This is a genomic window from Paraburkholderia sp. BCC1876 (assembly GCF_902833695.1).
Taxonomy (GTDB): domain Bacteria; phylum Pseudomonadota; class Gammaproteobacteria; order Burkholderiales; family Burkholderiaceae; genus Paraburkholderia.
The window spans coordinates 68,931-84,221 of the sequence record NZ_CADFGI010000019.1 but is presented as its reverse complement, the minus strand read 5'-3'; the positions used below and the strand labels follow the sequence as shown (position 1 = coordinate 84,221).

The window sequence follows — 15,291 nt, the reverse complement described above, 5'->3', positions numbered from 1 at the left end:
TGATGACCATAGCGAGTCGGTACCACCCCTTCCCATCCCGAACAGGACCGTGAAACGACTCCACGCCGATGATAGTGCGGATTGCCCGTGTGAAAGTAGGTAATCGTCAGGCTCCCTAGCAGAAAGCAGAAACCCCACCCAAAAAGGTGGGGTTTCTGTCGTTTACGGCCGCAGAAATCACAGGCATGCCCTGCCGTACACTGGCAAGCGGTTCGTCGCGTCGCCGCTCTTAGCGGACCGCCCCCACGCCGGCCGACGATATCAGCCGTTCGCTGGCAGCGGATAACTGCAACGGCTACCCGCCAGGAAGAACCAAAGTCGGTTCCCCGCCCTGTCATCAAGCCATCCCACGCTCAAGTTGACGGTCTGTTGCGTTCTTCTGGACACGTGTCTAACGTTCACGCGATTCGGGCTGGCGTACCGCACCATCTCGCAATGCATCTCCAACATCTGAGCGGCTGCCAAACAAGCAACCACGAAGCCCGCAAAACTCGAAACTAGAGACGGCGATCCATAACGCGCCGCCTCCAGCATCGCCAAAACACGCCCTATCGTCCCTCAGCCAAAAACCGCTGCGCCAATCGCACCCAATAAGTCGAGCCGATCGGCAGCAACTCATCATTGAAGTCATAGCTTGCGTTATGCAGCATGCAAGGACCCGCACCGTGGCCCGAATCTCTGTGGCCACCATCACCGTTGCCTAAAAAGGCGTAGCACCCCGGCTTCGCCAGCAGCATGAAGGAAAAGTCTTCGGCGCCCATTGTCGGTTCGACCGAGTCGTCGACATTTTCCGCTCCCACAATTTCCTTCATGACCGTCGCTGCAAAGCGAGCCTCTTCGCTGCTGTTGATAGTCGGCGGGTAGTTTCGGTGGAAATGTACATTCACCGAGCAATCGTACGCATCCGCGGTGCTCGCTGCGATCTTGCGCATGCGTGCTTCGATCAGATCGAGCGTTTCGGTGGTGAAAGTTCGCACGGTGCCCGCAAGCCACGCATCATTCGGCACGACATTCAACGCGTCGCCAGCGTGAATCTGCGTGATCGACAGTACAGCCGTATCGAGCGGCTTCTTGTTGCGCGTGATGATGCCCTGCAGTCCATTCGCAATCTGCACGGCGGTAAAGACCGGATCACGCCCGTTATGCGGCAACGCCGCGTGCGAGCCGATACCTTTGATCTCGATGCGAAATTCGTTGCTCGACGCCATGATCGGACCTTCGGTCACACCGAAATGGCCCGCCGGCATGCCCGGCCAATTGTGGATGCCGAACACGGCATCGACTGGAAACTTCACGAACAGACCGTCGTCGATCATGGCCTGCGCGCCGGCGCCGCCTTCCTCGGCCGGCTGGAAGATGAAGACGATCGTGCCGTCAAACTCGCCATGCTTCACCAGATGCCGCGCCGCGCCGAGAAGCATCGCGGTATGCCCATCGTGGCCGCATGCGTGCATCTTTCCATCGTTTTTCGACCGATGGTCGAAGCTGTTCAGCTCCTGAATCGGCAGCGCGTCCATATCGGCCCGAAGTCCGATAGAGCGCGAACTCGTGCCGCGTTTAAGTACGCCGACCACACCGGTCTTGCCCAGTCCGCGGTGCGTTTCGATACCCCAGGATTCTAAGGTTCTGGCGACCAGATCTGCAGTCGCCGTCTCCTCGTAACGCAATTCCGGGTGAGCGTGGATGGTTCGTCGGAGAGTCTGGATTTCGCCGTGGGCGGCCTGGATTTCGGGGATCAGTTTCATGATGGAGTGATGTTGCGCTTGTGCTTTGACTTGCGTGGGATCGCTCGGGGTCACGTGACCCGGGCACGGTGATAAACGATTCTACGCCGAAGGCATTTTTGGCGGGACCATGCAGGTTAACCGCTAATGGACGTAATAAAATCCGGCATCGCCTCACCGCTCTCTTCGACGGATCGACCATGAATGCTCCGACTGAATTCGCCCGCGCCGTGTGTCCCCACGATTGCCCGGACACCTGCGCGATGCGCGTCACCGTCGAACATGGCAGGGCGATCAAGGTGGTCGGCGATCCCGATCATCCGCCGACACAAGGCGCGTTGTGTACCAAAGTCAGTCGCTATGCGGAGCGCGTGCATCATCCGCGTCGGCTGACCACGCCAATGAAGCGTGTCGGTCGCAAAGGCGAGGGTCGCTTTGAACCGATCAGTTGGGATGAGGCGTTAGAGCTCGCCGCAACCCGCCTGTCAGAGATTGCCAGCCGCGCACCGGCGGCGATCTTGCCGTACAGCTACGCCGGCACGATGGGTCTGATTCAAGGCGACAGCATCGCCCAACGATTCTTCCACAAACTCGGCGCATCACAACTTGACCGTACGATCTGCGCCGCGGCCGGCGCAGCCGGGCTGAAATATACGTACGGCGCGAGCGTCGGCATGCTGACCGAGTTCTTCGCCGAGAGCGAGATCATTCTGATCTGGGGCTCGAATCCGATCGCGTCGAACCTGCATTTCTGGACGCGCGCCCAAGAAGCCAAGCGGCGGGGCGCACGGTTGATCGCGATCGACCCGTATCGCTCGCTGACCGCCGAAAAATGCCACCAGCACATTGCGCTGAAACCCGGCACGGACGGCGCGTTGGCGCTCGGCATGATGAACGTGCTGATCACGGAGAACCTGCTAGATCACGCGTATATCGTCGAATATACGGTGGGTTTCGCGGAACTGAAGGTCCGTGCGTTGACCTATCCGCCATCGCGCGTCGCCGAGATTTGCGGTATCGACGAGCAGGTCATCGTCGATCTTGCGCGACTCTACGGCAGCACGAAGAAGGCCGCGATTCGAATGAATTACGGCCTGCAGCGGGTGCGCGGCGGTGGCAATGCCGTGCGCGCCATTGCCAGCCTGCCTTCGCTGACGGGCGCATGGCGCGAGCGGGCCGGCGGTGCGCTGCTGTCGTCGGGCGGCTGGGCGCCGGTCGACTCGCATGCGTTGCAACGTCCGGATCTGATGCCCGGTTGGCCGGCCAAACCGAGCCGCGTCGTCAACATGAACGCGATCGGCGACGCATTGCTGCATCCCGGCGACGCCGCTTTTGGTCCGAAGGTCGAAGCCATCATCGTCTACAACTCGAATCCGGTGGCCGTTGCGCCGGATTCCGAGCGGGTCGCGGCAGGCTTTGCACGCGACGATCTGTTCACGATCGTGCTGGAGCATTTTCAGACCGACACCGCGGACTATGCCGATCTCCTGTTGCCGGCCACGACGCAACTCGAGCATCTCGACGTCCACAAGTCATACGGCCACACGCACGTGATGGTCAACTTGCCGGCGATCGCTCCGGTCGGTGAAGCACGGCCGAACACGGAGATCTTTCGCGGCTTCGCGCGGCACATGGGCCTCGATGAGCCGGCGCTGTTCGAGAGCGACGAAACCATCGCGCGAGCCGCATTCCGCTGGCAGGACAAAACGCTCGAAGGCGTGAGCTGGGAGACGTTGAAGCAGACCGGCTGGGCAAGGCTGAACCTGCCCGACGCGCCTTTCGCCGAGGGTGGTTTCCGCACGCCGTCCGGCAAATGCGAGTTTTACAGCGAGCGCCTCGCGCAGCAGGGGCTCGACCCGCTGCCGGACTATCTGCCGCCCTACGAATCCGCCGACGGCGCGCCCGAGCTTGCCGCCCGCTACCCGCTGGCGATGATTTCGCCGCCCGCGCGCAATTTCCTGAACAGCACCTTCGTCAACATCGAGAGTCTGCGTTCGACCGAAGGCGAACCGCATCTGGACATGCATCCTGCCGACGCGCAGTTGCGCGACATCGTCGACGGTGCGCAGGTGCGCATCTTCAACGATCGTGGCTCGATGCAGGCGCGTGCCCGCGTCACCGACAAAGCGCGCGTGGGACTCGTCGTCGGTCTGTCGATCTGGTGGAAAAAACTCGCACCGGACGGCCGCAACGCAAACCAGGTCACCAGTCAGGCGCTCACCGATCTAGGCGGATCGGCCACGTTCTACGACTGCCTTGTCGAAGTCGAGCGCGTCTGACACGCGCTTAAACATCCCGTGGCTGCTGGCCGAAACAGGTTCGAGGCCGCAGTCTAACCCCAGCGCTTTTCGCGAATAGCACAGAGGTGCCCATGCTACGATGCGTTTTTAGCACGACCATTCGAAAATAAAGGAGGAGACGCTGCATGGACAAAATCTGGCTGAAATCTTATCCGCCCGGCGTTCCCGCAGAGATCGACCCGACCCGCTATTCGTCGGTCGCTGAACTGCTCGAAGAAGCCTTCCGCGACCATCGCGCCAAACCGGCGTTCGTCTGCATGGGCAAGCAGATCAGTTACGGCGAGCTCGACACGCTCTCGCGCAAACTGGCTGCGTGGTTTCAGTCGAAGGGTCTCGCACGCGGCTCGCGCATCGCGATCATGATGCCGAACGTGCTGCAATATCCGGTGGCGATTGCCGCCATCTTGCGCGCCGGGTACGTGGTCGTGAACGTGAACCCGCTTTATACGCCGCGCGAGCTGGAGCATCAGCTCAAGGACAGTGGCGCTGAGGCGATCATCCTGCTCGAGAATTTCGCGGTGACGCTGCAGGCGATCGTGCGCAATACCGCAGTCAAGCACATTGTCGTCGCGGCCATGGGCGACTTGATGGGTATCAAGGGCTCGCTGGTCAACTTCGTCGTGCGTCGGGTCAAGAAGATGGTGCCGGCGTGGAGCTTGCCAGGCCACGTCAAATTCAATACGGCGATCTCCGAGGGCGGCCGGCAAAGCTTCAAGCCGGTTCAGCAAGGCCCGGACGACGTCGCGTTTCTTCAGTACACCGGCGGCACGACCGGCGTGGCCAAGGGCGCGACGCTGCTGCACCGGAATCTGATCGCCAACGTGCTGCAGTCGGAGATCTGGCTCGAGCCGGTTCGCGCCGGCCGCACGGATATCGATCAGTTCATCACCGTCGTGGCGCTGCCGCTTTATCACGTGTTCGCGCTGACCGTTTGCGGGCTGCTGACGATTCGTACCGGCGGCCTCGGCGTGCTGATTCCGAATCCGCGCGATATCCCGGGCATGATCAAGGCGTTGCAGGGCTACCAGATCAACACGATTCCGGCGGTCAACACGCTCTATAACGCGATGCTGAACAGCCCGGATTTCCATAAGCTCGATTTTTCGAAGCTGCTCGCGGCGAACGGCGGCGGTATGGCGGTGCAGGAAGCGGTGGCCAAGCGCTGGTACGAGCGCACGCATACGCCGATTATCGAAGGCTATGGGTTGTCGGAAACGTCGCCGTGCGTGACCTGCAATCCGGTGAGCGTCACGGAATACAGTGGGACGATCGGCTTGCCGTTGCCGTCGACGGAAATTTCGATCCGCGACGACGACAACAACGAAGTGCCGCTCGGTCAGCCGGGTGAAATCTGCATCCGCGGTCCGCAGGTGATGGCGGGTTACTGGAACCGGCCGGACGAAACGGCGAAGGTCATGACGCCGGACGGTTTCTTCAAATCCGGCGACGTGGGCTTCATGAACGAAGGCGGCTTCGTCAAGATCGTGGACCGCAAGAAGGACATGATTCTGGTGTCCGGCTTCAACGTCTATCCGAACGAGATCGAAGATGTGGTCGCGAAGCTGCCGGGCGTGTTCGAAGTCGCGGCGGTCGGCATCCCCGATCAGCATTCGGGCGAAGCCGTGAAGTTGTTCGTCGTGAAGAAAGATCAGGCACTCACCGACACGGACATTTTCGCGTACTGCAAAACGCAGTTGACCGGCTATAAGCGGCCGAAGATCGTCGAGTTCCGCACGGAACTGCCGAAGAGCAACGTCGGCAAGATTCTACGCCGTGAGTTGCGCGATGGCCGGGCCTAAGCGGTAAGCGACAAGTAGACGCTAAGCAATAAGCGTGGACGGGCGCGTAGCGCGAATGGAAGCGAAAGGCTCCGCCCGCCGGACCAGGCACTAAAGAATGAAACATGAAGGCCCGGCAGACGAAAGTCTGCCGGGCCTTTTTTATCAAGCCGTCTGCCCCGCAGGCGTGCGGCCGAAAACGCAGCGTGTTCAGGATTGCCCGAGCCATAAAAAAAGGCGCCCGAAGGCGCCTTTGAGGCAGACTACTTTATTACGACTTATTAGAACTTGTGGCGGATACCGATACGAGCCGTCAACTGGTTCTGATTCTGCGAAGGCGTCAGGCCGTTGATGGCAGCCGTTGTCGCGACCGTTTGGCCAGCTGCATTCAGCGTGTCGCCCACAGCGTGTTGGTACACACCCGTCACGTACACGTCGGTACGCTTCGACAGGAAGTAGTCCACGCCGATCGCGCCTTGGTGGTATTGAGCGCGCGATGCGCCAGCGATTTCCACGCCGCGCGTGTAGTCGTATGCAGCGCCGATCAGCAATGCCGGGGTCAACTGATACTTGAAGTTGAGTTCCGCGTTGTTGAGCGTAGCCGATTGGCCCTTGTAAGCCGCCAGAGCCGGCGCCGTGAACGACGAAGCCAGGTTGCCGAAGCGGATGTTCGAGTACGTTGCGCCGATCGTTGCTGCGCCGAACGTGTATGCACCGCCCGCACCGATGACCTGGTACGTGTTAGCCGATGCGAAGCCAGCGTAAACCGGCGACTGGGCGCCGATGTTTTGCGCTGCAGTCTGCGTCGTGCCGCTGTCGTTGAACAGGCCACCCGAAGCCGACGGGGTGCGTGCGTTCAAGTAACCAACGCCCAAAACGAGGGGACCGTTGTTGTAGCCAGCGCCCAACGACCAGATCTGGTTCGACGTAACGTTGCCTGCAACACCGCCGAAGCTATACGTGCCGCCGAACGTCAGGCCGCCGTAGTTTGCGCTCGTGTACTTGACCGTGTTGTTGGTGCGGTACGCGTTGTTGAAGTTGTCGAGGTCGCCCGGGTGAGCAGCGATGTAGCCGCCCCACTGGTCGCCGACTTCCAGCGGACCGACATAGTCGACGACGGAGTCGTACTGACGACCCAGCGTGACCGTGCCGAACTGGCTCGACAGACCGACGTAAGCTTGACGACCGAACATCAGGCCACCTTGACCCAGCTTGCCGCTGTTCACGTCAAAGCCGTTTTCCAACACGAAGATTGCCTTCAGACCGCCGCCCAGATCTTCCGTGCCGCGCAGGCCGAAACGCGAGCCTTGCAGAACGCCGCTGGACAGGTTGTACAGGTGCTTGCCACCCGCGTTGGTGTTGATGTTGAAGCCTTCATCAATAATGCCGTACAGGGTCACGCTGCTTTGAGCATGTGCCACGCCTGCGAATGCGCCCAGTGCTGCGAGAGCGAGAAGCGACTTTTTCATCGAATGATCTCCAAGGATTACGAATCTTTTGTACAAGGCGAATATTTGTCTAGCGTTGAGGCCTTGCTTGTCCAACTTCGCGAGAAGTTGCACGTAATGTAACAAAAGGCATACATGGCACAAAGAAAAAGGAGACGGCCTGGAACGCTCCTGTTTCGTTTACGCAACATGGTCTAAAATCAGGAATTGGCCGTCGAAATCATGCGGATTAAAGGTTTTCGTGGCGCTGTTTTCTGCCCGAAAAGCCTTGTCGCACGGGCCTTCGGGTTCCTCGGGGCGGCTGTCGAATGAGGGAGTGCTGAATGTTTCTGGACGAGTTGATTAGCGAGTTTGATCGGGGTTTACGCTCAATGACCGGCGTGTCGCGGATGAGTCGTCCGTTACCGGTTCCGCAAGAATCATTGGTGAGTGGCGAGGTGCCCGAGCTCTCACCCGCGGAGCGCGCGCATGCCGCCGGACTGATGCGCGTGAACCATGTCGGCGAGGTGTGCGCACAGGCGCTTTACCAGGCGCAAAAACTCGCCACTAAATCGCCTTCATTGCGAGCGGTGTTCACGCACGCCGCGATCGAGGAAGAAGATCACCTCGCATGGACCGCGAAGCGCCTCGAAGCGCTCGATTCGCGCCCGAGTCTGCTGAACCCGGTCTGGTACACCGGCGCGCTGGCTATCGGTCTCGCGGCCGGGCGTCTGGGTGACCGCGTGAGCCTCGGCTTCATGGCGGAAACCGAGCGTCAGGTGGAGCAGCATCTGGATAGCCATCTGGATCAGTTGCCGGCGGCCGACCACGAGTCGCGCGCAATCGTCGAGCAGATGCGCGTGGATGAAGCCGAGCACGGCAAAGCCGCGATGGACGCCGGCGGTATCGAGTTGCCGTTGCCGGTGCGTGCGCTGATGCGTGCGGTATCGAAAGTCATGACGCGCACCGCCTATTACATATAAGGCATATCAATGCGAAACCGGGGTTCAGCGCAGAAAATGCACCCCGGCAGAACGCAAGACCGGAAGTGGGACGGCGCCTCGCGCGTCGTCCGTCAGAAGTCGTTGAAAACCCCGCCGCCATCCCCCCATCCTGCTTGACGATCTCTTACATTCCGCGCTGTTCCCTCGGACTTTTCACGTATCACCTTCACAAGTTGCACTAGCTCATTCATTTATAACGGTTTTCCGTTTTATGTCTGACGTGAACTAGTCGCGCTAAGTCCTTGTTCTAACAAACAAAATTCGTTCAAAAAGCAGTTATCTCCCTTGACCCCTCTTTAGCGTTACTCTAAAGTGGGAGACAGTGTGAGAAAGTGTATTTTTGTGTGATCTCACGGGTGGTTTGGGGTAGATTTTCACGAATCGGGTAGCGGGCGCAAAAAAGCGCCGCGACAGCAATCAGTGGCATGGGACCGGAGTGAGTAACTCGGGTCGACAGGGGAGAGCGAAGTGTTCCAAGGGGCGTCGGCGCTGACGCTCGATGCGAAAGGGCGGATGTCGATTCCCTCTCGCTATCGGGATGCGCTGCAAACACAGGCAGAGGGCCGGGTGACGATCACCAAGCACCCGGACGGCTGCCTGTTGCTCTTTCCGCGCCCGGAATGGGAGATCTTCCGCGACAAGGTCGACAAGCTGCCCATGAACGCGGCCTGGTGGAAGCGTATTTTTCTCGGCAATGCAATGGATGTGGATATGGACGGTGCAGGGCGCGTGCTCGTGTCGCCGGAATTGCGCGCGGCTGGCGCATTGGAAAAAGAAGTGAACCTGCTCGGTATGGGTCGTCATTTCGAGCTGTGGGACGCACAGATTTACGCCGCGAAGGAACAGGCGGCCATCGCCGAGGGCATGCCCGAAGCGTTAAAGAATTTCACGTTCTGATCGCGGCTTACATATATGGCACCTGCGATGGGAAACGAATTGCAGCATCGCACGGTGCTGTTGGATGAAGCGGTCAACGCGCTGGTTAATCGCGCGGATGGCGTTTATGTGGACGGCACGTTCGGGCGCGGTGGTCACAGCCGCCTGGTGTTGGAGAAGCTGGCCGAGTCGGGGCGTCTGATCGCGTTCGACAAAGATCCGCTCGCCATCGCCACGGCGCAGCAGATCGCGGATCCGCGCTTCAGCATCGTGCACGAGAGTTTTGCTTCACTGCGCGCCGCGGTTGCGGAGCGTGGCGTAGGGCGCGTGTCGGGCATCTTGCTGGATCTGGGCATATCGTCGCCGCAAATCGACGATCCGGAGCGGGGCTTCAGCTTCCGCGCCGACGGCCCGCTCGACATGCGCATGGACCCGACGCGCGGCGAGTCCGCGGCTGACTGGCTGGCGCGGGCCACGGTGCAGGAATTGACGGAGGTGATACGAAATTATGGGGAAGAACGGTTTGCTTTTCAGATTGCAAAGGCGCTTGTTGCTCGCCGGGCAGAGTCCGACCGTCTTGGGCCTCTCGTCAGCACGGGCGACCTTGCCCAAATCGTGGCTAACGTCGTCAAAACCCGTGAGAAGGGCAAGGATCCGGCAACCCGCACCTTTCAAGCTATACGGATTCACATCAATCAAGAGCTTGCGGAGCTGCAAGTCGTTTTAGAAGCAGCGTTGTCGCTGTTGGAGCAAGGGGGGCGGCTGGTGGTCATCAGCTTTCATTCGCTCGAGGACCGGATCGTCAAGCGATTCCTGCAGGCGCACGCCAGTACGCCTCAGGTGGATCGTCGCCTGCCGATTCGCGCCGTCGATCTGCCGAGCCCCCCGCTCAAAATCATCGGCCGTGTGTTCGCGAGCGACGCTGAAGTCGCCGCCAACCCGCGCGCCCGTTCTGCCGTGATGCGTGTGGCGGAGCGGATCGCGCCATGAACCGCCTCAATATCTTCCTGCTGATCATCGTGATGGGGTGCGCGTTGTCGGTTGTCAACGCGACCAATCAGCAGCGACAGATCTTTATCCAGTTGCAGCGTGCTCAATCGCAGGAGCATCAGCTGCAGCAGGACTATTCGCAGCTTCAATATCAGCAGAGCGCGTTGTCGAAGACCTCGCGCATCGAGCAACTCGCGACCGACTCGCTGAAAATGCAATCGGTCACGACCGGCCGCACCCAGTACCTGACACTCGACCCGGGCGCCGTCAAGGCTGAGGACGCACCGATCCCGACTTCCGGTCCGGCCTCGGCGCCGGTGGCGAACCGTCGCGGAGGCGTGCGATGAAAAAATCGTCGACTCGCAAGAGCGTGGCCTTCTCGGCCAACCCGATCCTGTCGGTGCGCCTGCCCATGTGGCGCTCGAAACTCGTCGTGTTCATGCTGTTCATGGCGTTCGTCGCGCTGGCCGGGCGCGCGTTCTGGATCCAGGGTCCGGGCAACGCGTTCTATCAGAAGCAGGGCGAAATCCGCTATCAACGGCGCCTCGAACTGCCGGCCACGCGCGGCAAGATTCTCGACCGTAACGGTCTCGTGCTCGCCACGAGCTTGCCGGTGCGCGCAATCTGGGCGATTCCCGAATCGGTGCCCGACGATCTCGGCGCGGACAAGCTGAACTCGCTTGGCCAACTGCTCGGCATGACGAACAAGGAACTGCGCGCCAAGCTGTCGGAAGACAAGAACTTCGTCTACGTGAAGCGCCAGGTGCCGGTGGACGTGGCGGAGAAAGTGAGCGCGCTGGACATTCCGGGCATTTACGCGCGCGACGAATACAAGCGCTTCTATCCGGAAGGCGAGATCACGGCTCACCTGATCGGCTTCACCAACGTGGAAGACGAAGGCCAGGAAGGCGTTGAACTCGGCGACCAGAAGCTGCTCGCCGGCGTGTCGGGCAGCCGCCGCGTGATCAAGGACCGCATGGGCCACATCATTGAAGATGTGGACGAGCAGGTCGTGCCGCACAACGGTGAAGACGTCGACCTGTCGATCGACAGCAAGATCCAGTACATCGCCTATACGAACCTGAAGGCGGCCGTCGAGAAATTCAAGGCGAAGGCCGGCGCGGCGATGGTGATCGACGTGCGGACCGGCGAAGTGCTGGCGCTCGTCAATTACCCGACGTACAACCCGAACGACCGTTCGCACCTGACCGGCGATCAACTGCGCAACCGCATCCTGACCGACACGTTCGAGCCGGGCTCGATCATGAAGCCGTTCACGGTGTCGCTCGCGCTCGATCTGCACCGCGTCACGCCGACTACACTGGTAGATACCGGGGGCGGCCGCTTTGTGCTGGACGGTGCGCCGATTACCGACGACAGCGCGTTCGGCGTGCTGACCGTGGGCGGCGTGATCCAGAAGTCGAGCAACATCGGCGCGACGAAGATCGCCATGCAGCTCAAGCCCGAAGAGATGTGGAATATGTATACCAGCATCGGTCTCGGCCAGGCGCCGAAGGTCGGCTTCCCGGGCGCGGCGGCGGGCCGTCTGCGGCCGTGGAAGAGCTGGCGCCGCATCGAGCAGGCGACCATGTCGTACGGCTACGGTCTGTCGGTGTCGCTGTTCCAGTTGGGCCGCGCCTACACCGCCATCGCGCACGACGGCGAGATCATGCCGGTGTCGATTTTCCGTACGTCGAACGATCAGCCGGCCACGGGTCCGCAGATCTTCGCGCCGACCACCGCTCGCGAAGTGCGCGCCATGCTCGAAACCGTCACCGCGCCGGGCGGTACGTCGCCGGATGCGGCCGTGCCGGGTTATCGCGTCGGCGGCAAGAGCGGTACTGCGTACAAGCACGGCGCGCATGGTTACGACCACTCCAAATACCGCGCGTCGTTCGTCGGCATGGCGCCGATGCCGAATCCGCGCATCGTCGTCGCCGTGTCGGTCGACGAACCGACGGCAGGCAGCCATTTCGGCGGTCAGGTGTCGGGTCCGGTGTTCTCGGCGATCGTCGGCGACACGCTGCGCTCGCTGAACGTGCCGCCGGACATGCCGGTCAAGCAGATGGTGGTGTCGGACGATTCGGCGCCGCCCGCGCCGAACGCACCGGCCACGCCCGCCGTTGCCAAGAAACTTTCCACGAGCGCCGGCGCCAAGAAGATGACGATTTCCGTCTCCGCGAAAAGCCATCCGGGAGTTGTGCGATGAGCGCATTGCGCAAGCACCATCCCGCTCACCGGCAGATCGCCGACGCGCTCACCTGGCTGCACGCACGCGTGCAGCCAGACGCGCATCTGCACGCCGACACGCGCTCGCTCGCAGCAGGCGACGCATTTTTCGCCTACGCGGTAGATGGCGCGGACAACCGCCCGTTTATCGACGGCGCGCTCGAACGTGGCGCGGCCGCGGTGCTGGTGCAGCCCGAGGGTTTTGCCGAGTCGATCGATCAAGACACCACGCTAGCCGTGCCGGCGTTGAACGAACTCGCTGGTTCGATTGCGAGCGGCTGGTACGGCGACCCGAGTGACGCGATGCTGGCGGTCGGCATTACCGGCACGAACGGCAAGACGTCGTGCAGCCAGTGGGTGTCGGCGGCGCTGACCGCGCTCGGCAAGCGCTGCGCGATCATCGGCACGCTCGGCACCGGCTTGCCGGGCCAACTCGTGCATACCGGTTTCACGACCCCCGACGCGCCGCAATTGCAACGCAGCCTCGCGCAGTTACGCGATGCCGGCGCGCAGGCGGTGGCGATGGAAGTGTCGTCGCACGCGCTGCATCAAGGCCGCGTGAACGGCACGGCGTTCGACATCGCCGTGTTCACGAATCTCACGCAAGACCATCTCGACTATCACGGCACTTTCGCGGCGTATGAAGCAGCGAAGGCGCGTCTGTTCGCGTGGCCGGAACTGCGCGCGGCCGTGATCAATCGCGACGATGCCGCCGGTCGCCGCCTGCTCGCCAGCACGCAAGGTCACGCCCGCACGATCGCCTATGGCCTCGACGGCGCCACCACGCAAGATGTGCCGCAGGCCGACGCATGGCTGCTCGCGTCGAACGTGCGCGCCACGGCCACCGGCACCGCATTCCATCTGACCACATCCGATTGGGGCAAGGCTGACGTCGAAGTCCAAACGCTCGGCGCGTTCAACGTGAGCAATCTGCTCGGCGTGCTCGGCGCGCTGCTCGCCGCCGACGTGCCGTTCGACGCCGCCCTCGCCGAACTGTCGAAGCTCGAACCGGTGAACGGCCGCATGCAGCGCCTGGGCGGCCGCTTGCAGAACGATGAGCCGCTGGTCGTGATCGATTACGCCCACACGCCGGACGCGCTGGAAAAAACCCTCGAAGCGCTGCGCCCCATGGCGGCCGCGCGCGGCGGCGAACTGATCTGCATGTTCGGCTGCGGCGGCGACCGCGACGCGACCAAGCGTCCGCTGATGGGCGCGATCGCCGAAAGGCTCGCCGACGGCGTGGTCGTGACCAGCGACAACCCGCGCAGCGAAGATCCGCAAGCGATCCTCGAACAGATCGCCGCGGGCATGCAGGACGCGTCGAAGGCGCGCCGCATCGAAGACCGCGCGAGCGCGATCCTGCAAGCGATCCGCACTGCCGCGCGCGAAGACGTCATCGTGCTGGCCGGTAAGGGGCATGAAGCAACACAGGAAATCATGGGTAAGAAACGCGCTTTCTCCGATCAGGATCACGCTCGCCTCGCGCTTGCCGCGCGCGCGACGCATGCACGCGGGGGTGGCGAATGAGCCAGTCAGGAAATGCCATGTTCTCGCTGCGTGAAGCCGCCGCGCTAATTCCGGGCGCCACCGTACTCGGCGACGACAGCGTGACTTTCGAGCGCGTGTCGACCGACAGCCGCAGCGCCGGCCCGGGCGATCTGTTCATCGCGATCAAGGGCGAGCGTTTCGACGCGCACGACTTCCTGCCGCAAGTCGCGGCGCGCAACGTCACGGCCGCGCTGGTCACGCGCACGCCGGCGGACTGGAGCGTGCCGTCGCTGCTCGTGCCGACCGATACGCGCGTTGCGCTCGGCGCGCTCGCGCGCGGTTGGCGTCGCCGGTTCAGTCTGCCGCTCGTCGCGGTAACGGGCAGCAACGGCAAGACCACGGTCAAGGAAATGATCGCGTCGATCTTCGCCGCCGCCGTGGGTGAACAAAACCGGCTCGCCACGGCCGGCAACTTCAATAACGACATCGGCTTGCCGCTCACACTGTTCCGTCTGCACGCCGGGCATCGGCTGGCGGTGGTCGAACTTGGCATGAACCATCCGGGCGAAACCTCGTTGCTGGCGAAGCTCGCCGAGCCGACCGTCGCCGTGGTGAACAACGCGCAGCGCGAGCATCAGGAATTCATGGCGACCGTCGAAGCGGTCGCGCTCGAACACGCCAGCGTGATTCACACGCTGTCGCCGGAAGGCGTGGCCGTGTTCCCGGCCGACGACGCCTACGCGAGCATCTGGCGCGTGGCCGCCACCGGCAGCCGCATCATGGACTTCGCGCTGAACTCCGCCGAGCGCGTGAGCGAAGCCGCCGTCAAAGGTACGTTCGACGGCAACGTGTTGCGCATCGACACGCCGGCAGGTCACGTCGAAGTCACGCTTCAAGTGCTCGGCAATCACAACGCGCACAACGCATTGGCCGCGACTTCTGCCGCATTGGCTGCAGGCGTTTCGCTCGACGCGATCAAGCGCGGTCTCGAATCGTTCGGCGCTGTGAAAGGCCGCTTGCAGGTCAAGCGGGCGGCCGTCGGCGCGCTGACCGGCGCCACCGTGATCGACGACACCTACAACGCCAATCCCGACTCGATGCGCGCCGCGATCGACGTGCTCGCGTCGTGCGCCTCGCCGCGCGTGCTGGTAATGGGCGACATGGGTGAAGTCGGCGACAACGGTCCGGCGTTTCATCGCGAAATCGGTGCCTACGCGAAGGAACGCGGTATCGACGCGCTGTACGCCATGGGCGACGCCTCGCGCGACGCCTGCACCGCGTATGGCGCGGACGCGCACCACGTGCCCGATGTCGGCACGCTGGTCGTGCAATTGCAGCAGGCCGGTTTCGGTTCTGCGGCAACGCTTCTCGTGAAAGGCTCGCGCTTCATGCAAATGGAACGCGTGGTGGACGCCGTGACGAGTCCACAACCCAACGCAGCGGGCACGATGCCCGCCGCACATTGAACTAGAAGG

Annotated in this window: 11 protein-coding genes and 1 rRNA gene; 10 read left to right on the top strand and 2 right to left on the bottom strand. The window is 62.2% G+C overall.

The window, feature by feature from the left end; all coding sequences use genetic code 11:
* A 5S ribosomal RNA gene (gene rrf / locus HWY05_RS37020) occupies window positions 1-112 on the top strand; the annotation flags it as partial.
* 436 nt (window positions 113-548) lie between these two features.
* On the opposite strand, the gene HWY05_RS37015 is transcribed toward rrf, so the two are convergent.
* Entirely contained in the window at window positions 549-1,745 is a 1,197-nt protein-coding gene (locus tag HWY05_RS37015; RefSeq protein ID WP_035548882.1) for a M20 aminoacylase family protein, read from the bottom strand.
* A 179-nt stretch (window positions 1,746-1,924) separates the two neighbouring features.
* Between HWY05_RS37015 and HWY05_RS37010 the strand changes: the two genes are divergently transcribed.
* Together HWY05_RS37010 and HWY05_RS37005 are read left to right on the top strand one after the other, a co-directional pair.
* Complete coding sequence (locus HWY05_RS37010) at window positions 1,925-4,003, top strand: molybdopterin oxidoreductase family protein (protein WP_176061408.1); 2,079 nt, start codon at window positions 1,925-1,927, stop codon at window positions 4,001-4,003.
* Window positions 4,004-4,149: 146 nt separating this feature from the next.
* Window positions 4,150-5,823 carry a long-chain fatty acid--CoA ligase gene (locus HWY05_RS37005; RefSeq protein WP_176061407.1) on the top strand — a complete coding sequence of 558 codons (1,674 nt, stop codon included), beginning with the start codon at window positions 4,150-4,152 and terminating at the stop codon, window positions 5,821-5,823.
* A gap of 260 nt (window positions 5,824-6,083) precedes the next feature.
* Here the strand turns inward: HWY05_RS37005 and HWY05_RS37000 are convergent, their stop codons facing one another.
* Complete coding sequence (locus HWY05_RS37000) at window positions 6,084-7,271, bottom strand: porin (RefSeq protein WP_035548875.1); 1,188 nt, start codon at window positions 7,269-7,271, stop codon at window positions 6,084-6,086.
* A 302-nt stretch (window positions 7,272-7,573) separates the two neighbouring features.
* Between HWY05_RS37000 and coq7 the strand changes: the two genes are divergently transcribed.
* The 7 genes from coq7 to murF all read left to right on the top strand — a co-directional run bounded on the left by coq7 (window position 7,574) and on the right by murF (window position 15,282).
* Complete coding sequence (gene coq7, locus HWY05_RS36995) at window positions 7,574-8,212, top strand: 2-polyprenyl-3-methyl-6-methoxy-1,4-benzoquinone monooxygenase (RefSeq protein ID WP_035548872.1); 639 nt, start codon at window positions 7,574-7,576, stop codon at window positions 8,210-8,212.
* 489 nt (window positions 8,213-8,701) lie between these two features.
* Window positions 8,702-9,130 carry a division/cell wall cluster transcriptional repressor MraZ gene (mraZ, locus tag HWY05_RS36990; protein WP_035548869.1) on the top strand — a complete coding sequence of 143 codons (429 nt, stop codon included), beginning with the start codon at window positions 8,702-8,704 and terminating at the stop codon, window positions 9,128-9,130.
* Window positions 9,131-9,145: 15 nt separating this feature from the next.
* Window positions 9,146-10,099: a 16S rRNA (cytosine(1402)-N(4))-methyltransferase RsmH gene (rsmH, locus tag HWY05_RS36985; RefSeq protein WP_176061406.1), complete on the top strand. Its 954-nt coding sequence runs from the start codon at window positions 9,146-9,148 to the stop codon at window positions 10,097-10,099.
* Window positions 10,096-10,446: a cell division protein FtsL gene (ftsL, locus tag HWY05_RS36980; RefSeq protein WP_176061405.1), complete on the top strand. Its 351-nt coding sequence runs from the start codon at window positions 10,096-10,098 to the stop codon at window positions 10,444-10,446. The genes rsmH and ftsL overlap by 4 nt, the downstream gene beginning before the upstream one ends.
* Window positions 10,443-12,308: a penicillin-binding protein 2 gene (locus tag HWY05_RS36975; protein WP_035548861.1), complete on the top strand. Its 1,866-nt coding sequence runs from the start codon at window positions 10,443-10,445 to the stop codon at window positions 12,306-12,308. Before ftsL ends, HWY05_RS36975 begins: the two co-directional genes overlap by 4 nt.
* A complete protein-coding gene (locus HWY05_RS36970) occupies window positions 12,305-13,855 on the top strand; it encodes a UDP-N-acetylmuramoyl-L-alanyl-D-glutamate--2,6-diaminopimelate ligase (RefSeq protein ID WP_176061404.1) in 1,551 nt (516 codons plus the stop codon). Before HWY05_RS36975 ends, HWY05_RS36970 begins: the two co-directional genes overlap by 4 nt.
* On the top strand, window positions 13,852-15,282 hold the full coding sequence (gene murF / locus HWY05_RS36965) for a UDP-N-acetylmuramoyl-tripeptide--D-alanyl-D-alanine ligase (protein ID WP_176061403.1): 1,431 nt from the start codon (window positions 13,852-13,854) through the stop codon (window positions 15,280-15,282). Before HWY05_RS36970 ends, murF begins: the two co-directional genes overlap by 4 nt.
* The last annotated feature ends 9 nt before the right edge of the window (window positions 15,283-15,291 follow it).